This window comes from Pseudoalteromonas sp. KS88, assembly GCF_004766475.1.
GTDB lineage: Bacteria > Pseudomonadota > Gammaproteobacteria > Enterobacterales > Alteromonadaceae > Pseudoalteromonas.
In genome coordinates, this window is sequence record NZ_PYHV01000016.1 from 106,093 (window position 1) to 131,042 (window position 24,950).

Genomic DNA, 24,950 nt, shown 5'->3' on the forward strand with positions numbered 1-24,950 from the left:
TAATAGTTTATTGCCATCTATCTGAACAAAAACTGTTTGGAGTATGAAAATAGGTTTTACCTCAGTCACTTATTCGACAAAAGCTGGAGGTAGAGTTATTTACCCTAGCCATGGTATAGTCATCATCTAAATTGGCTTTTAGACCAATAATGTCTTTTCTATACATCTAAGCTAGAGTCATTATTAGGATTAAAAGCCAGATAAAAACTTCACAAATGGAGGCAAATTTGGAAACAGGAATGATTATTTCTTTAGCTGCATACTTTATTGTTATGCTCGGGATTGGCCTATATGCATATAAACACTCTACTAGTGATGTTTCGGGGTATATGCTAGGAGGGCGCAGTTTGTCACCTTCTGTAGCTGCATTATCAGCGGGTGCATCCGATATGAGTGGCTGGATTTTAATGGGACTGCCTGGTGCTATGTTTGTAACTGGCTTTAGCAGCACCTGGATTGCAATTGGTTTGGTGTTAGGGGCATGGTTAAACTATTTATTAGTTGCTCCACGGTTACGAGTCTATACAGAAAAAGCAAACGACTCTATTACTATTCCTGATTACTTTTCTAACCGCTTTACTGATAAATCTAACTTATTACGCGTCGTGTCCGCTGTGGTAATTATTGTGTTTTTTACACTTTATACATCGTCAGGTGTTGTTGCAGGTGGCAAGTTATTTGAAAGCTCGTTTGGCCTATCCTATGAAATGGGTTTATATATCACCACAGGTGTAGTAGTACTTTATACTTTGTTTGGCGGTTTCTTAGCGGTGAGTCTTACTGATTTCGTGCAAGGTTGTATTATGTTTGTTGCGTTAATACTCGTACCAACAGTTGCATATTCTTTGCTAGAACAGCCGCTAGAGTCAACGCTTAATAGTGTAAACCCACAGATGCTTAACTGGATTGGTGCAGGTTCGGCGCTGGGCATTATATCTGCTATGGCTTGGGGTTTAGGTTATTTTGGTCAACCACATATTATTGTTCGCTTTATGTCTGTTCGCAGTGTTAAAGATATGCCCACTGCACGTCGCATAGGCATGACTTGGATGATTACAGCAGCAATTGGTGCGGTAGGTACTGGTTTATTCGGGGCTGCTTATACCTATGAAAATAACATTGTTGTTGAAGACCCTGAAACTATATTCTTAATACTCTCAGAGCTTTTATTTCACCCATTAATTGCAGGCTTTTTATTAGCAGCTATTTTGGCGGCCATAATGAGTACTATCTCGTCGCAACTGCTCGTTAGTTCCAGTTCGTTAACAGAAGACTTCTACAAAACATTTTTAAGAAAAGAAGCGAGTGATACTGAGTTAGTTACCGTTGGGCGTATCAGCGTTGCTGCAGTTGCAATGTGCGCTATATACTTAGCCTATGACCGTGATAGCTCAATTTTAGATCTGGTGAGTAACGCATGGGCTGGTTTTGGTGCAGCTTTTGGTCCTTTGGTTTTATTTAGCCTTTATTGGAAGCGAATGAACTTTGCTGGTGCTTTAGCGGGTATGGTTGTTGGTGCTGTAACAGTGCTTATTTGGATTTATGCCCCAATCACGGTTGGTGGTGAAAAGTTAAGTAGTATTGTTTACGAAATCATCCCGGGCTTTATCTTATCAAGTATTGCCATTATTGCTGTTAGTTTAACAACACCAGCACCAAGCAATGAAATTACTGATTTGTTTGATGAGGTTGAAAAGTCATTGTAACGAGATGAAATTCAATCAATAAAAAAGGAGCTTAAAAGCTCCTTTTTTATTGTATATTTGGTTTAACTGGCTGCTTTTTCAGATGGACTCTTTAAGTCAGTAACTTTATCAGTGTCTTTCTTTGTTTTAGCTTGAGCAGGCTTACTTACTACATCTTTTGCGCCTTTAAGCACATTAATGAAGCCATCTTTGCTTTTAGCCATTTCTAAAGCAAGAGATTCAATTTGCTGTTCGCTTAAAGGAACGTCTACCTTTTCTAGCATAACCTCTAATGACTCTGCTATATCGAGCATTTTGTCATACGCATCAGCTTCTTTTTTAGTAGTAAACGTCATACGCTCAACTCCGCTTCTTTCTACAACATATTTAACAACAACAGCCATGATCTCTCCTGCTAACGTACTTTTGTGTAATATTACACACTGAATTAGGTTACTGTTTTTATGTACAGTAATTGTTTGTGTGCATTTTTGCAAGTTAACATTTTAATTTTTTTATTATCGGTACATTTGACAAATTCATGACAGTTTACTTTATTTAATAGGTCCTACCTTTATCTTACTTAAAGAGCTGAGATTAGTTAAAAGGGAGGTCAATATTGTTTACTATTAATTTAGTCCAAGTATGGACAGCATGGAGGATAAACATGAAGTTTTTAAGTTTAATAGTTATTTTACTTGGCTTAGCGATAGCCAACCCTAGTTACGCAGTTGATACTAAATCAGCAACAGCAAGTGAATTAAGCAAAGCTGCAATGATCAATATAAATAAAGCAAATATTGATCAATTGATTACCTTACCCGGTATTGGTAAATCTAAGGCGCAGGCAATAGTTGATTATAGAGAGAATCAAGGAGCGTTCAAATCAGTAACCGAATTGACTCAGGTTAAAGGGATTGGAAATAAATTATTGGCAAAATTAGAAGGAAAGATTGTGTTATAGCAACGAGTTTCATAAATCACTTTGAATGAAACTCTTGCTGAAGGCGAGTTAATTCTCGCCTTTTAAACTGTTATGTTGTTTTAGAGCTTCAGATAAGTAAGTTTTTGCAAATGCAATCTCAACAGGAGTCGTTAGTAAGGGATAGCTAAGCCCTGCTAAAAGTAATCCTACGAGCATTAGCCAGCCTTCAATATACACAAGAGATGCAAAAACAGGTGTTAAAAGTAGCAGTTTTACAATGCGTAAATTGATTTTTTGTATCGGTGAGAGCATTGATAACGCGATTGCTATTACCTCTTGCCGCTCACGTACTTTAAGATGATTAAGCTGCTTAATTTGACTAGAAAAAAATGCAATCATCATAAACTCTTTTTGATCAACAATCGGCTAAATATAACAGCGAAAAACACCACAGTAAATGCAGCGAAGATCACTTCCATCCATGCCGGCATACTTAGTCCTAAAAATTGCCAATCAATATTGCCACAGTCACCAGTTGCTGCAAAAAAGTGTGGTATCCACTCATGCAATGGAAGCGGGAAGTTAGGTTCAAACTCACAGCTAAACGCAAACGGGTCAGTGGTTGTTTGCATATCAATATGTTCACGGGCTAATAAAAATCCCCATATACTTGCAACAGCCCAAGTTGAAAGAGCAGTAACACGTATAATCATATTATTAGGGTTAATAGCCCCAATGACCCCAGCGATTAATAACCCGAGCATAGCTGTTCGTTGATATATACACATAATGCATGGCTCTAAGCCCATCTGATATTGAAAAAATAAAGCGGTCACTTCAAATGTGAATGCTATTAATGCCAATAAAACCCAAGGAGTGCGTTTTTGCGCTAAGTTTGCTAACCAATTCATCGTGTTTCCAATTTAAATCTTTGTCTCAGATTATGACCCAGTATTCAATCAAGGTGCAAGTGTAAACCTGAAGGGAGTAATTAAATAACCGAATTTTGGTAAAGGGATGTGCTAAATAACCAGAACTCTGGATAATAAATCTGTCTCCATCTGAGCGGTTGTAGACATTTAAACACTGCTTTTATTATCTAAATTCAGGGTAAAAATTGCATTATTTTGATTAGGCTGACAAGTCAGTACATAGTCATCAATAGCATCGTTATCAATATCTAAGTCTACTAAAGTAGTCTGTTTAAGCCTACCGCACGCGCAACTGAATAGGTGCCTGTTTGCTCATTAAATGTAGAACTAACATAATGTTCATTATTGTCTTCTACTTCAAGGCAGGCAGTGACTAGGAAACTAGCGGAAATTGCAAGTGCGATCGATGTATGTTTAAACATATAAACTCCGTTTATTATTTTATTTTCCCCAATTAGGGGGCGTTGAGTCTACATTCCTCTTAGCATTATTATATTCAAAATCTAAAAAAATAGCGCAGGGGAATTACTTTGCTTGTTAGTTTTTAATCATCTGGTACAATCAGTCAGTTAATCTTGAAAGTGAAGTAATGTGATAACTCGAGTGGGAATTGAATGAGAATTTTTAAAGCAAAAAGCCCAGCTGGCTTTGCAGAAGAGTACATTGTTGAATCAATTTGGAATGGCGATTTTCCGCCTGGTTCTATTCTTCCTGCTGAACGCGAATTATCAGAATTAATCGGTGTAACGCGCACGACCTTACGTGAAGTTCTTCAACGTCTAGCCCGTGACGGTTGGCTGACAATACAGCACGGCAAACCTACTCGTGTAAATAATTTTTGGGAAACCTCTGGTTTAAATATTCTTGAAACACTCGCGCGTCTTGATGAAGACAAGATGCCAGAGCTTACTGATCAACTGCTTTCTGCGCGCACCAATATTAGCGCAATTTATACGCGTGCTGCGATTAAGTTAGCCCCAGAGCGTGTTATAGAGATTCTTTCACAAAGCGATGAACTTGAAGACAGCGCACAAGCGTTTGCAGATTACGATTATAAAGTCCATCACGAATTAGCTGTTGCGGGTAATAATCGCATATATGTACTTATTCTTAATGGGTTTAGAGGTTTTTACTCTAAAATAGGCTGTCATTATTTTTCAGATCCTGGTACCCGCCAACTAGCTCGCCAATTCTATAAAGATCTTACTAAGTTAGCACAAGAAGGTGAGCATGATGGCGCTATCTTTATGATGCGTAAATATGGTCATCAAACGGGTGAAATTTGGCAAAAGATCCGTGGCGATATGCCTGAAGATATAATGGATTAGAGATTTTCTACTTATTAAAAACCTGCTTTGCAGGTTTTTTTATGTCAATGAATACATAAATACTGTCTTCTATAAATCCGATTGAATAAATCGAAAAATCCGATTATCTATTTAAACTGATTATCTCTAAACTATTTTGACAATTATGCATGCTAGCCCTTGGTATTTATTTTTTAGATCCCATATTAAAGCAAGCGTTGCGTAAGCAATTAGAAATAAACTCAAATATTTGGAGAATAAAATGGGTGTATTAGTAGGCCGCCAGGCACCAGACTTTACCGCTGCAGCAGTACTAGGTAACGGCGAGATCGTAGATAGCTACAATCTTCACGAAACAATCAAAGGTAAAAAAGCAGTTATCTTCTTTTACCCACTAGATTTCACTTTCGTATGTCCTTCTGAACTAATTGCTTTTGACAAGCGTTATGAAGAGTTCCAAAAGCGTGGCGTAGAAGTAATTGGTGTTTCAATTGATTCACAATTCTCGCACAACGCATGGCGTAAAACTGCTGTTGCAGATGGCGGTATCGGTGAAGTTAAATATGCACTAGTTGCAGACGTTAAGCACGAAATCTGTAAAGCATATGACGTTGAGCATCCAGAAGCTGGCGTTGCATTTCGTGGTTCATTCTTAATCGACGAAGAAGGTAACGTACGTCACCAAGTAGTTAACGATTTACCACTTGGCCGTAACATCGATGAAATGTTACGTATGGTTGATGCATTAGCATTCCACAGCGAGCACGGTGAAGTATGCCCTGCTGGTTGGACTGAAGGTAAAAAAGGGATGGATGCAAGCCCTGCAGGCGTTGCAAAGTTCCTTTCTGAAAACGAAGGCGACCTATAATTTAGGCCCTTGTTATAAGAATTAAAAAAACCCGCTTACTAGCGGGTTTTTTGTTGTGTTAATGTTAGAAAGCGAATGACACTTTAGTGTAAATATAACGTCCACGTGGGTTATGAACCCCAGATGCGTAGCCATATAAATCACTGTCGCCATCACCAATTGCAAAAGGAGGCTCTTCATCAAATAAATTATTGATACCAATAGAGACTTTTGTTGATTCTGTAATACGATAAGCTGTTTGTAAATCGACTAAGACTTGAGAGTCAACCATTCTTGATGTGTTGCTATCAAAATCTAATGTACCATCAAAATCAATATCAGGCGTATCCTCAAACTCACCAACATAACTGATGTTTACATTGGTATTAAATTCACCCATTTCCCAATTAGTAGAGAAAATCCAACGATGCTCCGGGTAACCGTATTCGCCAGTGTAATCTCGACCGTCTTTTTCGAATTTATCTTGATAAGCCCACTCTAAATTGAATTTAAGCAATCCTAAATCATCCAATGAGTGGTTATAGTTTGCAGAGAAGTCGATACCAGATACTTCTTGTGATGATACATTCTCAAACGTACTGTGGATCTTTTGAATAACGCCTAGTCGTTGTCCAGCTTGAGGTGATAAGCGGACACAAACAGAACTGTTTTGATTATCACATTCGGCATCGTAGATAGGACCAAATGCTTGCTCATCAATTTTGTTGTCTTGCGTTATGCTCCATACATCAATACTTAATCCAATTTCGGCTGTCGGTGCCCAAATAAACCCGACATTCCATGACTCAGACTCTTCAGCTTGTAAATCAGGGTTACCAGCAAATTGAATATTATAATCCAGTACGCCACAATCTTCTCCAGAGTCCGCGCATCGGTACGAATCAACAAAGAACTGACTTTCTTCTGATGGTCCCAAGCCAATTTGGGCTAGTGATGGAGCTCTAAACCCTTGTGCCCATGAACCACGTACTGTGATTTCGTCAGTAGGTGCCCAGCGTAATGCCACTTTAGGATTCGTGGTGGTGCCAAAGTCGCTGTAATCATCAAAACGACCAGCAAGTTGAAGCTCTAGGCTATCAGCAAGCGGGATAGAAAATTCAACATAGGCTGCATATTGCTCACGATCAGCCGCTGCTGAGACCGATTCAGTACCAAAAATTAAACCACGTTGAAATTGGTCATCTGGAATATCGCTAACATCCTCCTCTCGGTATTCAATACCAGCAGCCATCATTACAACGCTGTCGCCAAATGCAAATGCTTCACCGGTAATATTTGCATCGAATGAGGTCATGTGTGACTCACCACGACGGACTAAGCTTGTAGTAATACGATCAACTACAGCAGGGTCATTATAGGTGCCACCAAATGGATTATAATTACCAGCATCAATTTCTTGCTGTAGGAAATCTGTTCTCACCCAACCTTGTGAACGATTGCCTGTTTGAAGTGATTTACTGCGACCTTTTTGTACGGCAGCTTCCCAGCCCCAGTCATTTATGTCGCCTTTAAGACCTGCTACAAAGCGAAGAGTATCAGACTCAATATCCCATTGGCGAGGTCCAGCATCTACTGTTCTGTAACGTCCTATTTTAATATCTTGTCCAAATGGATTGTTAGGGTGACTACCAGGAACAGTTAGCCCTGCATCTTCATCTAAGGGGGTTGGGGCGCCAGCTGCAATTGAGCTATTATGTTGAACAGCCATTTCCATAAATGCGGTAATGCCGCTGTCAAAGTTGTACTCAAATTGTGAAATAGCACCAACACGCTCAGAGGCAGGCGCGATGTAACCAAATGGACCATAGTCGAATAAGCAACTGCCACTTGAAGTTGCATTTTCAGCAGGGCAGTCGGGGTCAATGGTTTTTACATCATCGACATAAAAGTACCCTGGAAACCCGCGTGATGAGCGGAAATCTTGACCGCCATAGGCACTTTGATTTGCAGTACCTAAACGGCCCATCTCATTTGATGACAATGATGTATTTTTAAAATAGTCAACAATGACTGAGGCGCTACTGTTGTCATTAGAGGTACCCCACACTAAGCTGGCAGAGGTTTCTTCATAATTAGGGCCATCTGTACCACCGTAGCCTAAATTAACTTCTAGGCCATCAATGTCTTTTTTGAGAATAACATTTACAACACCTGCCACTGCATCAGAGCCATAAATAGCAGAGGCGCCATCTTTTAATATGTCGATTCGTTCAATAGCAGAAACAGGAATGCTATTTATATCAACGAATGAGTTTGTAATACTCTCAGCGAATGCACTGATCGCGACTCGTCGACCATTGATCAAAACAAGTGTTGCATCCGCCCCCAATCCTCTTAGGCTAACTGCTGCTGCGCCATTTGCAGTAGAGTCTTGATTGTTCCCGCGGGTTGAGAAGGTGCCGTTGCCTGCAACAGGCATTCTTTCAAGTAGTTGTTGCAGGTTATCGTAACCCATATTATCTATATCAGCGCGACTAATTGATTGCACAGGGGAAGGGCCTTCAATGTCGGTGCGCTTTATTCGAGAACCCGTTACTTCTATACGTTCTACTTTTTTTACTTCTTCAGCGGCTGAAGTGTTAGCTGTATAGCCACTTGCGGCGATTGCAAGTGTCATACTTGCTAAAATTGAGGGTGTAAATGGAAGTGATTGCTTCATCCTTAAGTCCTTGTTGTCATAATAAATATTTTAGGCTTTGAGCCCGTAATAGGAATATCATGTAACAAGGGTGTTATAAAATAAGACTAAAGTTTAATACGATGTGAACTTTACTTGATGGGTAAAATGATATAAGTAAATAAAAACGCCTAACAGAGTTAGGCGTTTATTGGTTAGACTTTGTGCTTCATTAGCCGTTCTTTTTCACGGGACCAGTCTTTATTTTTGCCGTCCTCGCGTTTGTCATGCATTTTTTTACCTTTACCTAACTGAAATTCAAGTTTTACCCAGCATTTTTTCCAATACATAGCTGTGGCAATCAATGAATATCCATCGCGCTCGGTTGCACCTACTAAACGGTCTAACTCACGCCTGCTCAAAAGCAGTTTTCGATAACGCAGAGGGTCACAAATAACATGGGTAGAAGCACTGTTAAGGGGCTGTATTTGACTGCCCAGCAAAAAAGCTTCGCCATTTTTAAGATGAATATAAGTTTCAGAAATATTTACTTTACCTGCTCGGATACTTTTAACTTCCCAGCCTTGTAGTTCAATACCTGCTTCAAACTTGTCGTGTAAAAAATACTCATGGCGCGCTTTTTTATTTAACGCGATGGTATTGTTTGTCGATTTAGATGATTTTTTCTTAGCCATAGTGGCCCATATTATACGTAAAGCTCTGCTTTTTACATCGATTTTTTAAATTTACATGTAAAAGTCGATTTAAATAAAGCGCCAGTAATGTTTGGGGAAAAACGCAAAGCTTGCTAAAATTCGCCCACACAGTTGGGAGTGAGTATGCCACAAATAGAAAAAAGTGCGCTAGTTATGTATAGCAGTAAAGAGATGTTTAATTTAGTGAATGATGTAGATGCATACCCTAAATTCTTACCGCATTGTTCTGATGCAAAAATAATAACTCAGCAATCAAATACGATGACGGCAAGTTTAGAAATTTCTAAAGCAGGCATTAAAAAATGGTTTACAACAGAGAATACATTTGTTGATGAGCATACGGTGATGTTGCGTTTGGTGGATGGTCCTTTTAAAGCGTTAAAAGGTCAATGGCACTTTAGAACACTTGATGAAAGTGCTTGTAAGGTAGAGTTACGCCTTGAGTTTGAGTTTGCGAGTAAACTTATTGAACTGGCTTTTGGGAAAATTTTTAATGATGTTGCAAAGAATATGGTTAACGCATTTACTCAAAGAGCGAAAGATGTATATGGTCCGCGATTATGATTAGTGTTGAAGTTGTGTTTGCATTGCCTACAACGGCAACTTCTTTAACTGTAGAGGTTCCACAAGGTACGAGCGCAGAAGAAGCTGTAATTAAATCAGGTATACTTCAAAAGTGTCCTGAAATAGATGCTACTTCTTTAACTTTGGGAGTGTGGAATCGAACATGCAAATTAACTCAAGTGCTTGCGCAAGGTGATAGAGTAGAAATTTATCGTCCCTTGATTGCAGATCCAAAGGATGCAAGGCGTAAGCGAGCTGAAAAAGCAAAAGAAGAAGGCCGCGCGAATAAAGTTACTGGTGGGCGAGCACTCGACAAGCCGTAAATGGAAATATACCCAAGCCATCTCAAGATGCAGAATTCAGCGTTTTACAGGGGCTTAATATCAAGGCGTTACTTTGCAACAATGGCAATATCCCTTTTAATAAGTAACAACGATGAGAGTAAGTGCATGTGAAGCGCCCCATGGGTTGGTTTAAAAGCAATTTATACTGCGTTATTGATTTTAACAATAGAACCACTATTATTTGCAATCAATGCCTAGCCTAAATCGCTTTTAATTCCAACTGAAACTCGCACCTTGAGGTGGTTTGGGTATAGTAATTGTGATTACTGCTCAAGTGGGGTATTAAATTCTTCAGGCTGCTCGTAATCACCGCTTAATGAAACCAGTTTTTCATTCTCAAAGTTAATAGTAAGCGATTTACGTTGCTCGTTTTTACGACCTAAGTTGAAAGAATATACATAGTGCCACGTATTTTTATCGAATGCATCTTCTGCTACGGGTTTACCCAAAACATAAAGAACCTGCTCTCGTGTCATATTAATACGTAATTTATCAACATCTGATTGTTCTAAAAAGTTACCTTGTGGAATATTTATACGGTAAACCCAGCTAGAACATCCAGCAATACTACTAAGCGTAACTGCAACTATAAACCAAAGAGAAAAAGTTTTTAACGACTGCATTGTTTGTTTGGATCCTTATTTTTTATAAACTGCATGATACCGATTAGTCACTTAAGGTAAAACCTTTTTGCACAATTGTTTGGCACTTAATTTACACTATCGATGTTTGGAGTGATGATTTGACCATAAAGAGCGATAAAAGTTTAGCCTCAGATAAAAATACATCCAAAGAGCCAGAAGCAATTTGGTCTTTGTATATAGTTCAAACCAGGCTGGGGCATTGGTATACAGGAATTTCAACTGATGTTGCTAAACGTTTTGCCACGCATCAGGCTGGTAAAGGGGCTAAAAACTTGAAGGGGAAAGGGCCTTTAACACTAGTTTTTCAGGTTGTGGTTGGGAATCGAAGTGAAGCAACAAAGCTCGAGTACAGAGTAAAACAGTTAACAAAATCCCAAAAGCGAGCGTTTATTAAGACGCAGGAGCTGCCTTTAAAAGTCAGCAAAGTCTAACTTGCGAATAAACTTTTCGATATAGAGAACTGTTTCTAAGTACATTGTTTGGTCAATACTTGCAAAGTCATCAGATAATTGATGATGATGCTTGTCATCCCCCATCCCAAAATAGATGTAGCCTATACCTGCTTTTGCAAAAGAATAATGATCACTGGCTTTGCGCCAGTCAATGCGATTATTTTTTATTAACCGATTCATATGATATGTGGAGCTTGTCACTTTTATATTGATACTATTTGTAGCTATTAAGTTTGTTAGGTTTTTTACTACCTGCTTTTGCTGACGGGAAGTAAAAGCGTATAAAGTAGGCTGGCGCTTTTTGACGCCCAACATATCAAGGTTAATATTTAATAATGGCATAGAGGTGTCAAGCGTTGAGACATAAAACTGACTCCCATGTAAGCCATTTTCTTCTGCATCCACTGCGACAAAAGCAACATTAAAATTAGGCGGACGGACTTTTAGTTGCTGTGCAAGATAAAGTAGTGCACTAACACCCGTTGCATTATCGTTTGCACCAGGAAAATACTTTCCACCTTTGCTACCTAAATGATCGTAATGTGCGGTTATGATCAGTTGCGGTGCGAGCGCATTAGATGTCGTCAAGTTGGCAATAACATTATTGCCCATAGAGCTTGAGAAAAAACCACTACGGTACTCAAAGGGGTGTAACTGGCTCTGATAGCCAAGTGAATGAAAACGTTTATTTATATATTGTGCTGCCTTAAGCGCGCCCTGGGAATTTGTTTTTCTTCCATTAAAGGTCTCAGAGCTTAGGTGCAATAAATCATCAAACAACTGTTGTTGTGTTACTTGTGTATATGCTGGTGTGCAATAGCATACCGTATAGAGTAAAAGTAATGCTTTTTTAATCACTAACTTTGGCCGTCATATTTCTTAATACTGCTAACTTGGACTGATATCGTTCTTTATCGTGTTTAAAATCTGCATATTTATTTGCTAAGCGAAGTTGTTTATAAGCATGCTTAAAATCACCTAATTGGTAGTAGGTTTTTGCTAAACCAAAGTAGCTATCATGGAGTTTTTTATTGAGTTTTTTAGCTTTATGATAATGCTTAATTGCATCGCGATAAGCGCCATCTTTGTAGGCTGTGTTGCCTAAAGAAACATGATAATAAGGGTTGCTTTGACGCTTTCTATCTAGTGAGTCCAATATTTCACTCGCTTGTTCATCACGATCTGTTAGCTTATAAAGCAAAGCCAAGTTTCCAAGAGCTGTATGGTTATTTTTGTCGGCCTCTAAAGCATAATTATAGGCGAGCTCAGCGTCTTTAAATTGATTAGTGATCCTAAATAACACAGCTAAATTACCCCATGCACTAGAATAGTCGTTATCAGTTTTAGTTGCAGCACCAAAATAGCTGTAAGCAAGATCGTATTGCTTATTCAGCATAGCAATTACACCTTTATTGTTATAAAACATGGCTGTAATCCGGGCTTTTGAAATATTACTTGTTTGAAACTTTTCGCCTCGAGAGTTGGGGTCAAAATCTATAACGACAGAGTCTAAGCTATTGTAAACATGTTTTATATTACTGCCTTTATTTAAAGGCTGAGATATACGCAAGTTTATATGGCTTGTTAAAAGGTTATACCCTTTATTTAGTGCCCAGTATTCTGGAATATGTACTTGTTGAAACTGAGTGGCCATTCCTAAATGCTCAGCCATGCTGTATGCCAATATAGATAATGAAAGGCAGTTGGCATTTAGATCTCGATAGGCTTGGCTAGCAACCAGTGTAGCGCCTGATTGATAAGATAATGATTCATCGCCATTTTCAAGTAAAAACCTAAGTAGCTTTCGGGTAGACTGCAAGTTTCGTTTTGTAGGTGGAAACGCACTGTCTAACTGCTGCTTTATATCTTCACTTAATACAAATATTTCAGAGGGGGTCTCGACGGGTAAGGTTTTAAAACTAGACATTAAAGCAAAATTGGGGGGAGCAGAGAGTTGTGTGTTATTGGATGTGGCGTTACAACCGCTTAATAAAATTAGAAATAAAACGATGGCTAAACATGTGTTTGCGTTTGATGTTGTCATTTGACTGCCCCAACTAATCAATTTACATATTAATTATAGTCTATATTTTGATCGGGGTAGATCTGAACAAGTTGAAAGTTAAGAAGCGCTGTTAATTCAGAGTCTATTAGAACTAAAAGCGCATAAGTCATAATTTAGCGATAAGGGTTAATGCTTTTCAAAGGTAGCTACTAACTTATCCAAGGCTTGAGCACTGCTGGCTAGATCACTAATTGCCTGCTCAGTACTCATTTGCTCTTGCAATGCTTTATCGCTTATCTCGCTAATTGATTCAATTGTACGTCCAACGTCAGTAACAACCGTACTTTGTTCTTCAGTTGCTGTTGCAATAAGCGTTGCCATGTCATTTATTTCGTTTGCCGTATTGGTAATTGCACTTAATAATTGAACAGAGTTTTGCATGGCTAGTACACTCTCTTGAGCCTTATTTTTTGATTGTGTGATATTAGTAACAACTAATGATGAGGTACTCGTTAATTCTTCAATCATCGTTTGAATTTCAGTTGTTGATTGTGATGTGCGGCTTGCTAGCGCTCTCACTTCATCCGCAACGACTGCGAACCCTCGACCATGCTCGCCTGCACGGGCAGACTCAATTGCAGCATTTAAAGCAAGTAAGTTGGTTTGTTCTGAAATCCCTCGAATAGAATCAACAATAGTCGCAATAGCCGCTGTCTTTTGTGAAAGCTGCTCAACTTGGGTGGTTATATGATCAATATCTCCAGCTAAAGCCGAGATAGCTTCCTGGCTGAGGCTCACTTGTTGATGGCTCTTGTCGGTATTTGCCTTACTATCTTGTGTTAGCTTTGCAGCCGTTGCAGCACTGCTTGCGATTTCTTGAACTGTAGCGCCCATTTGATTAATAGCCGCAGCGACAGTAATAGTCTGTTCTTTCTGACTATCAATAGCTTGTGAGTTACGCTGTGCTTGATCAAATACATGTTGAGAGCTTTGGCGTATTTCATGGCTTTCACTGGCAACTTTTGCAATCGCTGTTTCAATTTTTGTCAGGAATAAGTTAAAGCCGTTGCTTAATTTAGCTAGCTCAGGTTGAGCAGACTCAGGTAAGCGGTAGGCTAAATTAGCATCGCCAGAACCTAAACGAGTGAATAATTCAGCCATTTTTGATAGGGGAGATGACAATGAACGTGCAAGTAGAAAACTTACTGCGGATGCAATTAATCCAATTAAAACAGCAAAGCTAATTATCTGCCATTGTAAATCACTTATCCCTGAAAAGACTTCATCCTTAGCAACTTGCGCTACAACATATAAATGTGTGCCTTTAATCGGACTTGCGGCAAGGAAATAGGCTTTATCATCAATGGTGGTTTCTAATAAATTAAAATCATTTTCTTGCAATAACTGGCTTGCGATACCTGGTCCATATAGTGAGTCAATTTGTGCTTTGGCAACTTTATTTGCGTCCCTATGGAGTTTGACTAAACCTGTATCGTCGGCGATGAATACAAAACCTGATTGCTCAATTCTAAACCTGTTTAATAAAGCTTGCATTGCAGAAATGCTTTTTGCAAGGCCTGCAAGGCCTACACCATTAGTTTGCTGGTGGTTTACAAACATTTTTACGTCGTTGTCACTTTCTTGAAAGATGCTAATTGAAAAAGGCTGTTCACTTTGTTTGAAGCCGTAAAACCAAGCATCTTGCTGAGTATTCAACACTCTTAAAAAACCATCTTGATTCCAGTATTGGGCACTTTCTCTGTTAGCCCAAGATGCCGTAGCAAGGTTATATTGGCGTTTTACGCGGTTTAACTCATTGATTAAAATCGTGTCATTAGCATTGTTCTTAGCTGCCCAATCTAAAATAAACTCATTGCTAGATAATTGTTGTGCAGCACTTTTGAGCTGATTTATCTCTAAACTAATATAGTTATTTATAGCTTGGATTTTACTAGGGAGCTCAGACTCAATCATACGCTGTTCTATAATCTTTTTTGCACTGAATAAAGATGTGATACCTATTAATGCAGATACCATTAATGCGATACAGATACCTAACAGTGTTATTTTTTGCGTGATTGGAGTGCGTTGTAGGAACATAATTTGTTTGTTAATTTACTGCTTTGGCGTTCAGTTTAGCACAATAATAAGCCACTGCGATATGATATGTGTAGAAATTGGGGAAGTTACATCATTGCTTTTAAAGGGAGCTATTTGCTGTTTTAGGTATGAAAAAGCCCACAGCAAATGCCAGTGGGCTTGGTTTCTAACAAGCGAAACTTCTTTTATTGTCCAGGGTTAAACAATTTTTTTCATTGCTGACATATAGCCACGCAATTTGGCGCCTACAATTTCAACAGGGTGCTCACGTAGTGCTTTATTTATTTCGATTAATGTTTTGTTATCAACGTAGTTACTTTGTTCAGCCAAGCCTTTACCTATTACATCTGTTGAGATGTCTTTCATAAAGTCTTTTAGTAGTGGTAAACAAGCGTGATTATACAAATAACACCCGTATTCTGCAGTGTCAGAGATTGTTCTATTCATTTCATAGAGTTTTTTACGGGCAATAGTATTAGCGATAAGTGGCGTTTCATGAAGTGACTCGTAATACGCCGACTCTTCAATGATACCTGCAGCTGTCATCGTTTCAAAAGCAAGTTCTACGCCTGCTTTAACCATAGCAACCATTAAAATGCCATTATCAAAAAACGCTTGTTCTGTAATTTCGACATCACCCGCAGGTGTTTTTTCAAAGTTAGTTTCAGCTGTTTCTGCACGCCACTTTAATAGGTTAGCATCATCATTAGCCCAATCTTCCATCATAACGCGAGAGAACGTACCATCGATGATGTCATCTTGATGCTTATTGTAAAGCGGGCGCATAATCACCTTAAGTTGCTCACTTAATTCAAACGCTTTTACTTTTGCTGGGTTTGATAAGCGGTCAAGCATATTTGTAACGCCACCGTATTTAAGTGCCTCAGTTATCACTTCCCAACCGTATTGAATTAACTTAGAGGCGTAGCCTGGTTCAATATCGTTTTCGACCATTTTGTCGAAACATAAGATAGAACCTGTTTGAAGCATGCCGCAAAGGATAGTTTGCTCGCCCATTAGGTCAGATTTTACTTCAGCAATGAATGATGACTTCAGCACGCCTGCTCTGTGGCCACCCGTGCCTGCTGCATAGGCTTTTGCTTGCGCTAGACCCTTACCTTGAGGGTCGTTTTCTGGGTGTACGGCGATAAGTGTCGGAACACCAAATCCACGTTTGTACTCTTCACGTACTTCAGAGCCTGGGCACTTCGGTGCAACCATGATGACGGTAATGTCGTCACGTACTTGCATACCTTCTTCAACAATGTTGAAACCATGCGAGTAAGCAAGCGTAGAGCCTTGTTTCATCATTGGCATAATTGCACTGACAACTGCGGTGTGCTGCTTATCTGGTGTTAAATTAAGTACTACATCAGCGCTAGGAATTAATTCCTCATAAGTACCTACTGTAAAGCCATTTTCAGATGCGTTTAAAAATGACTGGCGGCGCTCACTGATTGCTGAATCTCGTAATGTATAAGAAACATCCAGCCCTGAGTCACGTAGATTAAGACCTTGATTCAAGCCTTGTGCACCACAACCAACAATAACGAGCTTTTTACCTTTTAGTGCTTCGACTCCCTCAGCAAATTCAGCTGGGTCCATAAATTCGCATTGTGCTAATTGAGCTAACTGCTCACGTAAAGGAAGTGTATTAAAATAATTCGCCATTGTTAGTATCCTATTCATATAAATGCTGTTAGATGCAAGTTTACTGACTTGCTTGGTGTTACCCTATGTGAATAATGTGCTTGCGTAAAATGATATATTTGAATTAAAGTGTTTCATAAAATGAAATATAGGAATGAGCGTGGATCATAAGCGATTAAGTTACTTTTTGGTGTTAGCAAAAACGTTGCATTTTGCCCGTGCGAGCGAGCTGTGTCATATCAGTGCACCAACTTTGAGCCGAAATATAATGCAATTGGAAGATGAAGTTGGCGTTGCATTATTTAGTCGAGATAACCGAAGTGTAAAATTAACACGTGAAGGTGAGTCGTTTATTGATTATGCAAATGCTACGCTTACTAATTGGCATCGTTTTCGTGCAAATGTTCAAGACCCTGAACAGACGATATACGGGAAGGTTGGGATATATTGCTCAGTTACCGCTTCATACAGTTTTTTACATCAAATGTTGGAACAATTAAGATTAGAGCATCAATATATTGAGTTAAAGCTAAATACTGGTGACCCTGCGCTGGCAATCAATAGGGTGCTTGACTCTCATGAAGATATGGCAATAGCCGCTAAACCTGACAAACTACCGAATCAGATTGCATTTGCGAGTATAGGGTATTCATCTTTGGTGTTCATTGCGCCTCGCAATCCTACGTTAATTAGAGAAAAGCTAACAACTAAAGCAGAATCAATCGATTGGTCTGAATTAGAGTTTATCGTACCTGAACAAGGGTTAACTCGGCAAAGGCTTGAACAATGGTGGCGTAAGCATAATATTAACGCAAAAATATATGCGCAGGTTGCTGGCCATGAAGCTATGGTATCAATGGTTAGCTTAGGGTTAGGTATAGCAATGGTACCTAAAATCGTGCTGGATAATAGTCCTCTTAAAGATCGCGTTCATATCATAAGTGACCAACGTGACGCTCCCGCCGGTTTTGAAATCGGATTAGCAGTGCTCAAGAAAAACCTTGCCGATCCTGCTTTGAATGCGCTTTGGAAAATTGCGCAATCTTTAAAGGAAATTAATAGCCTGGCTAATTAGTACAATATTGGGGGTGAATGTATCAAAAGTGTGAATGATTGTAATCAACTGGGGATAAGTTTTTAATAGCTTGCTATTATACCGACACAAACAGCATAAAAACGTATAAAAATAACGATGAAGTTGATAGCGAAAATCTTGGTTTTGGTAGGCACAGTGCTTGGCTCTGTGAATATCTCATTTGCTCAACCGTCAGAAGGTGAATCAAATCAGGAAATCGCCATTGAACAATGGCATGTAAGTTTGAATGCTGGATTTGGTGTTATGACAAATCCTTTAAAAGGTGGGTCAAATCTACCTTTAGTGTTAATACCTGAGGTTGCTTATTATGCTGAACATCTTTTTTTTGATAATGGCCGACTAGGTTATACTCTTAACCCTGACTCTTCCCACGTTATTAATTTTGTATCTGAGCTTAATCCTGAAACGCGTTTTTTTGTCGATTGGCATCCAGCAAATATATTTGCTTTATCCTCATCTAATTCATTTATTACCTCCTCATCCGTAGAGTTCAAAGAGCAACAGCCAAAACTAGAAGTAAATGATCTTGATAAGCGTAAATGGGCACTTGATGCAGGTCTGAGTTACCATTACATTTATGGAAAACATGTTTTCTCTGCTCAAGCTCTGTCTGATGTATCTGGTGTTCATAAGGGATGGCGTAGTGCGCTACAGTGGCAAATGTCGCATAGAATTGGTGAGGTATATGTTAAACCAAGCCTTGGCATTTGGTACAAGTCGTCACAATTAAATGATTATTTCTATGGGGTGAGTAAAAAAGAAAACCCAATTGAAGCAATTGCAGTTGGTAGTAGCTTGCAGCCTTATGCTAAAATAGACGCCCGTTGGCCTCTGAGTGAGGTGAATTCTGTGCGTTTTCATCTGGCTTACTATGATTATTCAGTCTCAGCAGACAGCCCGTTGTTCGAAAAATCGTATTCTATGACTGCTTTTTTAGGATTTAATCATATTTTTTAATATGAAGTATCTACAATATACCCTTTGCGTCTTTGCTTTGGTCGGTTGGCCGTTACAGGCTAAGGCTACAAAAGATATGCTCAATGTATCACCAAAAGTCTGTGTGGTTTCCGAACAACAAGATATCTGTGATCTTAATTTAAAGTTTACATTGTCGTTGCCTAAAAAAATGGATGTTTGTTTATATGAACAAAATCAGCAGTTGCAATGTTGGCAGCAAGTTAAAGTTGCAAGTTTTAATTATAAAGCGCATGTTCATATTAAGACCCTATACTCCCTGCACAACCCTCATACGGATGAACAGATAGCAACGGCAAGTATTGACGTACAAAGTACGCGCGCCAAAACAACACGACGTAGGCTTCGTTCTCCGTGGAGCTTTTTTTAATTCTGGAGCTGCCAATGGCAAAAATATTACTTGTTGAAGATGATTTAGGACTACAGCAATTAACACGAGATTACTTAGAAAGTAATGGCCTTGAAGTTGCGGTACTTGAGCGCGGCGATGAAGTGTTTGGATATCTAGAAGCAAACCAAGTCGACTTAATGATATTAGATGTGATGCTACCAGGTAAAGACGGTTTTAGTGTTTGCCGTCAAGTCAGAGATAAATTCAGCTTACCCATTTTAATGCTAACCGCCAAAGGTGAAGACTTTGATCAAGTTATCGGATTGGAGTTAGGTGCCGATGATTATGTCATTAAACCCGCTGAGCCAAGAGTACTTTTAGCAAGAATCAATGCTTTATTAAGACGTGGACAAGCCACAACCAAGCCCTTAGAAGAACTTCAGTTTGGTGATTTAAGTATTGATAAAACAAGCCGTATTGTGCGATTAAATAATAGCGAAATAACTCTCACGTCACATGAATTTGAATTACTCTGGTTACTGGCCTCAAATGCAGGTGAGGTTTTGAGTCGAGAACATGTACATCAACATATGATAGGTCGTCAGTACGATGGTCTAGACCGAACAGTTGATGTTCGTGTATCACGAATTCGTAAAAAATTAGGTGACAGTAGTGATAAACCATATCGTATAAAAACGGTTTGGGGCCAAGGTTACTTATTTGTTTCTGATGCATGGGGAATGTAATCGATAATGGGGAAGCTGTTTGCAAGTTTATATTTGTACATTATAGTTTCCCTTTTTTTGGTTAGTGGCGTAATAGAGCAACTTTGGCCTTACGAAGAAAGTCAGCAACACCTTTCTCTTGATGATGAATTTGGGCGCTCTCTTTGGTTATTAGCACAAACACCGAAAGGTATTGAACAGGTATCGCATCATTTTGGGGCGACTGTCGTGCTCACCAAAGATGTGGCATTACCTATTACGTATCAAAATGAATTGTCGGAAAAACACTTTATTTATCTTTTTGATCAACAGCAACGATTAGTCTGGTATGTCACAATTGATAGTGAGCGCCTACTTCAAGTTGGCCCTATTGATGTATCAGAGCCCATATTTCCGTCAGTTTGGCCATACTTCTTATTATTGAGTGTGGTAGGTGTGCCTGTTGGGTTATGGAGCTTTTTGTTGTGGCGAGATTTTTCAAAATTAAGACAAGCTTGTGAGGCCGTTGATGGCTCTCAAGATTTTCAATTAACAGAGTCGTCGAAGTCTTTCTTTTTACCTATTACTGACACTCTAAGTGCGATGCAGCTTCGAATTCAGCACTTATTAACTGCTCAGCAAGAACTAACATCATCTGTATCTCATGAATTCAGAACACCACTAGCACGTTTAAAGTTTGCGTTAGTTATGCTGGAAGATAAAGTTACTGACGAAAAAGCATTCAATTACATTGATACAATGCAAGCAGACATTTCTGAGCTGGAATCACTTGTGAAAGAGATGCTCGATTACGCTCGTCTTGATAGCCAAAGGCCAAATATAAAGGTTGAGCAATGTGATTTAGTCGAGTTGATAAACAACGTGATTAAAAAGCTTGATTATGCGACTGATATAACGCTTACAACGTCTTTACCAGCATATTATACCTACACATGCGATGCTCATCTTATTGCACGTAGTATGCAAAACTTAATAGGTAATGCCCTAAAACATGCAAAAAATCACGTGCATGTGAGCCTTGTAGAAGAGCCAGATACAATAACCATTCATGTAGAAGATGATGGAACAGGTATTGAGTTTGCTCAAAGAGAAGCCGTGTTTAAGCCGTTTACCCGACTGGATAAGAGTCGGGATAAAAAAACAGGGGGTTTTGGCTTAGGTTTGGCTATAGTTGCAAAAATCATCACCTGGCACCAAGGAGATTACTTGGTGTCTGACTCCACTCTAGGTGGTGCGAGGGTGACAATTTATTTACCTAACCTGAAATCTGGTTAAGAGATGTACTAATGTATTGATATTAAACCATAAATATATTTATTAGTCTCCAGAGTTCAGGTTACCTAGACTTTAAATGAGATAAATAAAAAAAGCGCCTTATGGCGCTTTTTACGGTTTAAACCAAAATCAACAAGTAGCAATTTAATAGACCGTCTTTAAATAAATAAGTTCACAATGTTGAGTGTTATTTTTTGCTATCTAAAAGTGGCATGAGCATTTCTTCTAGCCCATTGAGTTTCACTTCATAAATCATAGCAAGTTGAGTACCCAGATGACCTTGGGGAAAGCCCTTTTGTTTGAACCAAACAAGATAGGGTTCGGGTAGTAATAGCAAGGGGCGGCCAGCGTATTTCCCAAAAGGCATTGTTGTATTGATGGCGGTCTTAAGTATTTTAGAGTCCATTTAGGGATGCCGTAGAATGAAACAGGTATGTGCTTTAGTTTACTACAAACACCAGGAGAGAGGGAAGAATAGGCTGTGACGGGCAAGAAACAGCCTATAAGATACGAGGGAGTAGGCCTCGTAGTTTACTTAATGAATTTGGTACGATGATTTTTTTGTAAACCCAAGCTGTTTTAGTTGAATAATGATTGCAGGGTCGTCGATTCGCAGTGGAGTTTCACTTTCGCGCAAAAAATGATCGCTAGGGACTTGGTACACATCAAGCATCTTATGGAATAACACATCGCGCATTGTCATCGCTGTCATTCCTTGATTTAAAATTTCGTCTAGACGATTTTGAAGCTCAACTAGTTTTGGACTTTGTAAATCATCAGCCACAGCTTGATGCTGTATAGTAAACTTATCTTTCATCTAAAACCTTTCATAATCACAAATAAATAGAAGCTTTCTAGCTTGCGCAAAACACTCACGGGCGAAAATTGTGTGTTAAAAATAGATACTTACAAATATTCAACGATTGCAGTTTACTCTGTTTTAGTTGGCAAATGCCAATTTCGATGTAAAGCTTTGTAAATGTAGTTGACGGTATTTAAGCTTGGAAAAATTCTAAGAATTGGTGTTTTATTACTAAGTTAATGAATTAATGATGAAAATGATTATCAGTACCCTTTTAGGCACTGATAATCGAAAAAGATAAATATTTTACATTAAGAAAATAGTTTTTGCTTTACATGTTCAGCAAAGCCACTACCTGCTTCCAAATAGAAGTTATAAGTAGAGTCAACACCCATATCTTCCAACTCTTTCTGTTGATCTGGGTAGTTAGCAATCGCTGTTACTTGACCTTTATATCCAGATGCTTTTAATTGCTCTAAAGCAAAAATGTTTTGCATATGCTTGGGCATTGCCAGCATGATCATTTCAACACTTGAATGATTTACTCTTTGCCAAAAATCAGGATCAGTTGCATCAGCTAGCAATGCTTTTCGGCCTCTTTTTATATGCTTGTCAACAACCTCAGGCTTTATGTCAACACCAGCAACAACGCCTGGGTGCGTCATATTGATGGTTTCGTATGCACCTGTTCCGATACGGCCCATACCAAAAATAACGATTTTAGTATCGTTGAGGTTCACAGGCAGTTCTTCTGCTAAGCGTGTTTGGCTTTCGAACTTTAACAACCAAGCCTCGATTTTAACGTAGATTTCGTTAGAACGCTTATTTAGTGGTGATGCAATAATAAAGGTAATTGAAACTGCGATTGCCATAACAGCTAACCATTCAGCGGTGATCAAGCCGCTTGTGGCTGCAACCATACAGACGATTAAACCAAATTCGCTATAATTTGAAAGGGTAAAAGCACTGAGCAGTGAGGTGCGAGCACGAAGCTTAAACACGTTGGTTAGGACATAGTACAAAGAAACTTTTATTGGCAACACTAAAATAATTAATAGGGCTATAAAGAGGGAGTTTATTGTTAATTCTGCACCCAAGCCTATTGTTAAAAAGAAGCCTACCAATAAGATTTCTTTTAAATTAAGTAAGGACTTTGCAAGCTCGCCTGCTTTTTTGTGTGGCGCGAATATCATACCAATGATCAGCGCACCTAAATCCCCTTTTAATCCTGCAAATTCAAACGCGTGATAGCCAACAACGAGAGCGAAAAAAAAGCCAAATAAAGGTAAAAGCTCGCCATGTTTAGAGCGGTTCAATATCCAAAACATCACGGGGCGCATTAAAGGTAATAACGCAAATAACGCGATAGCCCAGGCATTGGGTGATTTACCGGTGCTAATTGCTAAAAATATAACGGCAAAGATATCCTGCATGACAAGTATGCCTATCGCAATCTTGCCGTGCAGGCTGGACATTTCGCCTCGCTCCTCAAGCACCTTTACAGCAAAAACAGTACTTGAAAAGCTAAAAGCAAAACCAACTAATAAAGCACTTTGCCAACTAAGTTCTTTAAATAAAGGCAGTGCTAAATACCCCAGTAGCAGCATAAAGCCAGCAAAGAGTAAGCTACTTAAAATAATGTGTATAGAAGCGGGTGCCCAAACTTGCGGTTTTATTAAGTTAGCGACACGTAACTTTAATCCAATACTGAATAGCAGAAGAGTTACACCTAAGTTTGCGATTGAATTGAGAAGTTCGGTGGTTTTAAACCCTGAAAGGTTTAAGGCAAAACCTGCAATTAGAAAGCCGATCAATGGCGGAAGTTTAAGTTGGTAAACAACAAAACCGCAGACAAACGCTGCTGCAAAATAAATTAGTTCCATAATACTTAATATGACTTCATTTGTTTTTACAGTGTAGCGAAATCTCAGTGTTTTTGAAATAAATAGTATGACTAATGAAGATACACTTGAACTATCTATAATTCGTATGAAAAACATGCAATAGTGCATTGTTTAATGTAAAAACTGATTAAATAGCTATTTTTTCGCTGACATCAGCTTTTAAATATGGTTAAGATGCAGTAACAAAGGATTTTAGGTGTAGTTGTATTAAGGCGGCTATGCTTAAGGAGAAATAGATGTTTAAAAAAATTCTTGCATCAGTCGGTATTGGTGCAGCAAAAGTTGATACTATTTTAGAAACCGAGCACCTTCAGCCTGGGCAAAAGTTTAATGCTCAAATTGTGATCACAGCAGGTGACGTAAGCCAAGAAATATCTGGGCTCGATTTAGCCTTGATGACGCGGGTAAAAGTAGAAGGTGAAGAGGGCAGTTATTTCACAAATCACGTAATAGATAAGTGGCGGATCACTGACATTGGCACAATAGAGCCAGGACAAGAAAAACATATTCCTTTTGAAGCTCGCCTACATTCAGAAACGCCGATAACAGAAATTAATGCCGGGTATAACCAATCGCACGTTTGGCTTGAGACAGGATTAGACATTGATCTGGCACTTGATCCAAGTGATAAAGATCACCTGCATATTTACCCTAATGATGCAGTTAATACCTTCATGCAGGCAATGGATAACCTCGGTTTTAGCTTAGTTAAAGCAGATGTAGAAAAAGGGTATTTGCGTGCTACAACATTTAGCTCAGTATCTGGTTGTTATCAAGAGCTTGAATATAAACCAAATAGCCGCAGTTTATTTGGTTTGCAAGAGATTGAGTTGTCGTTTGTCCCTGAGGCCCATAAGACGCATGTATTGATTGAACTTGATAGAGCGTTTCGTGGTGATGGTTACGTAGATTTAACCATTGAACATGACCATGTTAATTTATCCCAGTTGTGTGATCAGCTTGAACGATTATTTGCATAGACTTACATTTATCTCGTTTAATAGCCCAGCATTGTCTGGGCTTTTTTATTAGG

At 38.9% G+C, this 24,950-nt stretch carries 27 protein-coding genes; 13 read left to right on the forward strand and 14 right to left on the reverse strand.

Features of this window, described 5'->3' with window-relative positions; translation table 11 throughout:
- The first annotated feature begins 227 nt into the window (after positions 1 to 227).
- On the forward strand, positions 228 to 1,706 hold the full coding sequence (gene putP, locus C7Y70_RS10510) for a sodium/proline symporter PutP (RefSeq protein WP_135474897.1): 1,479 nt from the start codon (positions 228 to 230) through the stop codon (positions 1,704 to 1,706).
- A gap of 62 nt (positions 1,707 to 1,768) precedes the next feature.
- On the opposite strand, the gene C7Y70_RS10515 is transcribed toward putP, so the two are convergent.
- On the reverse strand, positions 1,769 to 2,089 hold the full coding sequence (locus C7Y70_RS10515) for a YebG family protein (protein ID WP_135474898.1): 321 nt from the start codon (positions 2,087 to 2,089) through the stop codon (positions 1,769 to 1,771).
- A gap of 263 nt (positions 2,090 to 2,352) precedes the next feature.
- Here C7Y70_RS10515 and C7Y70_RS10520 point away from each other — a divergent pair, with 263 nt between their 5' ends.
- Positions 2,353 to 2,649, forward strand: coding sequence for a helix-hairpin-helix domain-containing protein (locus tag C7Y70_RS10520; protein WP_135474899.1), 297 nt, complete (start codon positions 2,353 to 2,355; stop codon positions 2,647 to 2,649).
- A 48-nt stretch (positions 2,650 to 2,697) separates the two neighbouring features.
- Here C7Y70_RS10520 and C7Y70_RS10525 read toward each other — a convergent pair whose 3' ends face one another.
- The 3 genes from C7Y70_RS10525 to C7Y70_RS20510 form a co-directional block, all read right to left on the reverse strand.
- A complete protein-coding gene (locus C7Y70_RS10525; RefSeq protein WP_135474917.1) occupies positions 2,698 to 3,009 on the reverse strand; it encodes a DUF6170 family protein in 312 nt (103 codons plus the stop codon).
- The gene (dsbB, locus tag C7Y70_RS10530) at positions 3,009 to 3,521 is read right to left on the reverse strand and encodes a disulfide bond formation protein DsbB (protein ID WP_135474900.1); all 513 of its coding nucleotides are present in this window, start codon (positions 3,519 to 3,521) and stop codon (positions 3,009 to 3,011) included. Before dsbB ends, C7Y70_RS10525 begins: the two co-directional genes overlap by 1 nt.
- 278 nt (positions 3,522 to 3,799) lie before the next feature.
- A complete protein-coding gene (locus C7Y70_RS20510; protein ID WP_167850809.1) occupies positions 3,800 to 3,964 on the reverse strand; it encodes a hypothetical protein in 165 nt (54 codons plus the stop codon).
- 192 nt (positions 3,965 to 4,156) lie between these two features.
- On the opposite strand from C7Y70_RS20510, the gene fadR reads away from it, so the two are divergent.
- Complete coding sequence (gene fadR, locus C7Y70_RS10535) at positions 4,157 to 4,870, forward strand: fatty acid metabolism transcriptional regulator FadR (protein ID WP_099294414.1); 714 nt, start codon at positions 4,157 to 4,159, stop codon at positions 4,868 to 4,870.
- 241 nt (positions 4,871 to 5,111) lie between these two features.
- Complete coding sequence (locus C7Y70_RS10540) at positions 5,112 to 5,717, forward strand: peroxiredoxin C (RefSeq protein ID WP_058559809.1); 606 nt, start codon at positions 5,112 to 5,114, stop codon at positions 5,715 to 5,717.
- Positions 5,718 to 5,781: 64 nt separating this feature from the next.
- Here C7Y70_RS10540 and C7Y70_RS10545 read toward each other — a convergent pair whose 3' ends face one another.
- Together C7Y70_RS10545 and smpB are read right to left on the reverse strand one after the other, a co-directional pair.
- The gene (locus tag C7Y70_RS10545) at positions 5,782 to 8,376 is read right to left on the reverse strand and encodes a TonB-dependent receptor (protein WP_135474901.1); all 2,595 of its coding nucleotides are present in this window, start codon (positions 8,374 to 8,376) and stop codon (positions 5,782 to 5,784) included.
- Between the two features lie 173 nt (positions 8,377 to 8,549).
- Positions 8,550 to 9,029, reverse strand: a complete 480-nt coding sequence (gene smpB / locus C7Y70_RS10550) for an SsrA-binding protein SmpB (protein ID WP_099294418.1) — start codon at positions 9,027 to 9,029, stop codon at positions 8,550 to 8,552.
- A 144-nt stretch (positions 9,030 to 9,173) separates the two neighbouring features.
- Between smpB and C7Y70_RS10555 the strand changes: the two genes are divergently transcribed.
- Both C7Y70_RS10555 and C7Y70_RS10560 read left to right on the forward strand, forming a co-directional pair.
- The gene (locus tag C7Y70_RS10555; RefSeq protein ID WP_099294420.1) at positions 9,174 to 9,614 is read left to right on the forward strand and encodes a type II toxin-antitoxin system RatA family toxin; all 441 of its coding nucleotides are present in this window, start codon (positions 9,174 to 9,176) and stop codon (positions 9,612 to 9,614) included.
- Entirely contained in the window at positions 9,611 to 9,937 is a 327-nt protein-coding gene (locus tag C7Y70_RS10560) for an RnfH family protein (protein ID WP_099294422.1), read from the forward strand. The genes C7Y70_RS10555 and C7Y70_RS10560 overlap by 4 nt, the downstream gene beginning before the upstream one ends.
- Positions 9,938 to 10,221: 284 nt before the next feature.
- On the opposite strand, the gene C7Y70_RS10565 is transcribed toward C7Y70_RS10560, so the two are convergent.
- Positions 10,222 to 10,581 (reverse strand): outer membrane protein assembly factor BamE, encoded by a 360-nt coding sequence (locus C7Y70_RS10565; RefSeq protein WP_099294424.1) that lies wholly within the window; start codon positions 10,579 to 10,581, stop codon positions 10,222 to 10,224.
- 119 nt (positions 10,582 to 10,700) lie between these two features.
- On the opposite strand from C7Y70_RS10565, the gene C7Y70_RS10570 reads away from it, so the two are divergent.
- A complete protein-coding gene (locus tag C7Y70_RS10570) occupies positions 10,701 to 11,033 on the forward strand; it encodes a GIY-YIG nuclease family protein (protein ID WP_135474902.1) in 333 nt (110 codons plus the stop codon).
- On the opposite strand, the gene C7Y70_RS10575 is transcribed toward C7Y70_RS10570, so the two are convergent.
- The 4 genes from C7Y70_RS10575 to ilvC form a co-directional block, all read right to left on the reverse strand.
- Complete coding sequence (locus tag C7Y70_RS10575) at positions 11,013 to 11,912, reverse strand: M28 family peptidase (RefSeq protein ID WP_245321477.1); 900 nt, start codon at positions 11,910 to 11,912, stop codon at positions 11,013 to 11,015. The two genes, C7Y70_RS10570 and C7Y70_RS10575, sit on opposite strands and share 21 nt — an antisense overlap.
- Positions 11,905 to 13,098, reverse strand: a complete 1,194-nt coding sequence (locus C7Y70_RS10580) for a tetratricopeptide repeat protein (RefSeq protein WP_135474903.1) — start codon at positions 13,096 to 13,098, stop codon at positions 11,905 to 11,907. The genes C7Y70_RS10575 and C7Y70_RS10580 overlap by 8 nt, the downstream gene beginning before the upstream one ends.
- 147 nt (positions 13,099 to 13,245) lie before the next feature.
- Positions 13,246 to 15,159, reverse strand: coding sequence for a methyl-accepting chemotaxis protein (locus C7Y70_RS10585; protein WP_135474904.1), 1,914 nt, complete (start codon positions 15,157 to 15,159; stop codon positions 13,246 to 13,248).
- 198 nt (positions 15,160 to 15,357) lie between these two features.
- Entirely contained in the window at positions 15,358 to 16,830 is a 1,473-nt protein-coding gene (gene ilvC / locus C7Y70_RS10590; RefSeq protein ID WP_099294432.1) for a ketol-acid reductoisomerase, read from the reverse strand.
- 139 nt (positions 16,831 to 16,969) lie between these two features.
- On the opposite strand from ilvC, the gene ilvY reads away from it, so the two are divergent.
- The 5 genes from ilvY (at position 16,970) to C7Y70_RS10615 (ending at position 21,211) form a co-directional block, all read left to right on the forward strand.
- On the forward strand, positions 16,970 to 17,884 hold the full coding sequence (ilvY, locus tag C7Y70_RS10595; RefSeq protein WP_099294434.1) for an HTH-type transcriptional activator IlvY: 915 nt from the start codon (positions 16,970 to 16,972) through the stop codon (positions 17,882 to 17,884).
- A 117-nt stretch (positions 17,885 to 18,001) separates the two neighbouring features.
- Positions 18,002 to 18,862, forward strand: a complete 861-nt coding sequence (locus tag C7Y70_RS10600) for a MipA/OmpV family protein (RefSeq protein WP_099294436.1) — start codon at positions 18,002 to 18,004, stop codon at positions 18,860 to 18,862.
- A gap of 76 nt (positions 18,863 to 18,938) precedes the next feature.
- Complete coding sequence (locus C7Y70_RS10605) at positions 18,939 to 19,250, forward strand: DUF3019 domain-containing protein (protein ID WP_237113954.1); 312 nt, start codon at positions 18,939 to 18,941, stop codon at positions 19,248 to 19,250.
- A 14-nt stretch (positions 19,251 to 19,264) separates the two neighbouring features.
- On the forward strand, positions 19,265 to 19,957 hold the full coding sequence (locus tag C7Y70_RS10610; RefSeq protein ID WP_135474905.1) for a response regulator: 693 nt from the start codon (positions 19,265 to 19,267) through the stop codon (positions 19,955 to 19,957).
- Positions 19,958 to 19,963: 6 nt separating this feature from the next.
- The gene (locus C7Y70_RS10615) at positions 19,964 to 21,211 is read left to right on the forward strand and encodes an ATP-binding protein (RefSeq protein ID WP_135474906.1); all 1,248 of its coding nucleotides are present in this window, start codon (positions 19,964 to 19,966) and stop codon (positions 21,209 to 21,211) included.
- 187 nt (positions 21,212 to 21,398) lie between these two features.
- Here C7Y70_RS10615 and C7Y70_RS10620 read toward each other — a convergent pair whose 3' ends face one another.
- From C7Y70_RS10620 to C7Y70_RS10630, 3 genes are all read right to left on the reverse strand, one after another.
- Entirely contained in the window at positions 21,399 to 21,617 is a 219-nt protein-coding gene (locus C7Y70_RS10620; protein ID WP_099294442.1) for a DUF3820 family protein, read from the reverse strand.
- Between the two features lie 129 nt (positions 21,618 to 21,746).
- Complete coding sequence (locus C7Y70_RS10625) at positions 21,747 to 22,028, reverse strand: hypothetical protein (RefSeq protein ID WP_099294444.1); 282 nt, start codon at positions 22,026 to 22,028, stop codon at positions 21,747 to 21,749.
- A 296-nt stretch (positions 22,029 to 22,324) separates the two neighbouring features.
- Entirely contained in the window at positions 22,325 to 23,896 is a 1,572-nt protein-coding gene (locus C7Y70_RS10630) for a cation:proton antiporter family protein (protein WP_135474907.1), read from the reverse strand.
- Positions 23,897 to 24,153: 257 nt separating this feature from the next.
- Between C7Y70_RS10630 and C7Y70_RS10635 the strand changes: the two genes are divergently transcribed.
- Positions 24,154 to 24,897 carry a sporulation protein gene (locus C7Y70_RS10635; RefSeq protein ID WP_099294446.1) on the forward strand — a complete coding sequence of 248 codons (744 nt, stop codon included), beginning with the start codon at positions 24,154 to 24,156 and terminating at the stop codon, positions 24,895 to 24,897.
- Positions 24,898 to 24,950: the final 53 nt, after the last annotated feature.

Excerpts from the sequence above, each read along its gene's own strand:
- C7Y70_RS20510 (WP_167850809.1), bottom strand. The coding sequence starts at position 3,964 with ATGTTTAAACATACATCGATCGCACTTGCAATTTCCGCTAGTTTCCTA.
- smpB (WP_099294418.1), bottom strand. The coding sequence starts at position 9,029 with ATGGCTAAGAAAAAATCATCTAAATCGACAAACAATACCATCGCGTTA.
- C7Y70_RS10630 (WP_135474907.1), bottom strand. The coding sequence starts at position 23,896 with ATGGAACTAATTTATTTTGCAGCAGCGTTTGTCTGCGGTTTTGTTGTT.
- C7Y70_RS10525 (WP_135474917.1), bottom strand. The coding sequence starts at position 3,009 with ATGATTGCATTTTTTTCTAGTCAAATTAAGCAGCTTAATCATCTTAAA.
- C7Y70_RS10610 (WP_135474905.1), top strand. The coding sequence starts at position 19,265 with ATGGCAAAAATATTACTTGTTGAAGATGATTTAGGACTACAGCAATTA.
- C7Y70_RS10560 (WP_099294422.1), top strand. The coding sequence starts at position 9,611 with ATGATTAGTGTTGAAGTTGTGTTTGCATTGCCTACAACGGCAACTTCT.
- dsbB (WP_135474900.1), bottom strand. The coding sequence starts at position 3,521 with ATGAATTGGTTAGCAAACTTAGCGCAAAAACGCACTCCTTGGGTTTTA.
- C7Y70_RS10585 (WP_135474904.1), bottom strand. The coding sequence starts at position 15,159 with ATGTTCCTACAACGCACTCCAATCACGCAAAAAATAACACTGTTAGGT.
- fadR (WP_099294414.1), top strand. The coding sequence starts at position 4,157 with ATGAGAATTTTTAAAGCAAAAAGCCCAGCTGGCTTTGCAGAAGAGTAC.
- ilvC (WP_099294432.1), bottom strand. The coding sequence starts at position 16,830 with ATGGCGAATTATTTTAATACACTTCCTTTACGTGAGCAGTTAGCTCAA.
- C7Y70_RS10605 (WP_237113954.1), top strand. The coding sequence starts at position 18,939 with ATGCTCAATGTATCACCAAAAGTCTGTGTGGTTTCCGAACAACAAGAT.
- C7Y70_RS10565 (WP_099294424.1), bottom strand. The coding sequence starts at position 10,581 with ATGCAGTCGTTAAAAACTTTTTCTCTTTGGTTTATAGTTGCAGTTACG.
- C7Y70_RS10515 (WP_135474898.1), bottom strand. The coding sequence starts at position 2,089 with ATGGCTGTTGTTGTTAAATATGTTGTAGAAAGAAGCGGAGTTGAGCGT.
- C7Y70_RS10600 (WP_099294436.1), top strand. The coding sequence starts at position 18,002 with ATGAAGTTGATAGCGAAAATCTTGGTTTTGGTAGGCACAGTGCTTGGC.
- C7Y70_RS10620 (WP_099294442.1), bottom strand. The coding sequence starts at position 21,617 with ATGGACTCTAAAATACTTAAGACCGCCATCAATACAACAATGCCTTTT.
- C7Y70_RS10520 (WP_135474899.1), top strand. The coding sequence starts at position 2,353 with ATGAAGTTTTTAAGTTTAATAGTTATTTTACTTGGCTTAGCGATAGCC.
- C7Y70_RS10615 (WP_135474906.1), top strand. The coding sequence starts at position 19,964 with ATGGGGAAGCTGTTTGCAAGTTTATATTTGTACATTATAGTTTCCCTT.
- C7Y70_RS10635 (WP_099294446.1), top strand. The coding sequence starts at position 24,154 with ATGTTTAAAAAAATTCTTGCATCAGTCGGTATTGGTGCAGCAAAAGTT.
- C7Y70_RS10580 (WP_135474903.1), bottom strand. The coding sequence starts at position 13,098 with ATGACAACATCAAACGCAAACACATGTTTAGCCATCGTTTTATTTCTA.
- C7Y70_RS10555 (WP_099294420.1), top strand. The coding sequence starts at position 9,174 with ATGCCACAAATAGAAAAAAGTGCGCTAGTTATGTATAGCAGTAAAGAG.
- C7Y70_RS10625 (WP_099294444.1), bottom strand. The coding sequence starts at position 22,028 with ATGAAAGATAAGTTTACTATACAGCATCAAGCTGTGGCTGATGATTTA.
- C7Y70_RS10540 (WP_058559809.1), top strand. The coding sequence starts at position 5,112 with ATGGGTGTATTAGTAGGCCGCCAGGCACCAGACTTTACCGCTGCAGCA.
- C7Y70_RS10545 (WP_135474901.1), bottom strand. The coding sequence starts at position 8,376 with ATGAAGCAATCACTTCCATTTACACCCTCAATTTTAGCAAGTATGACA.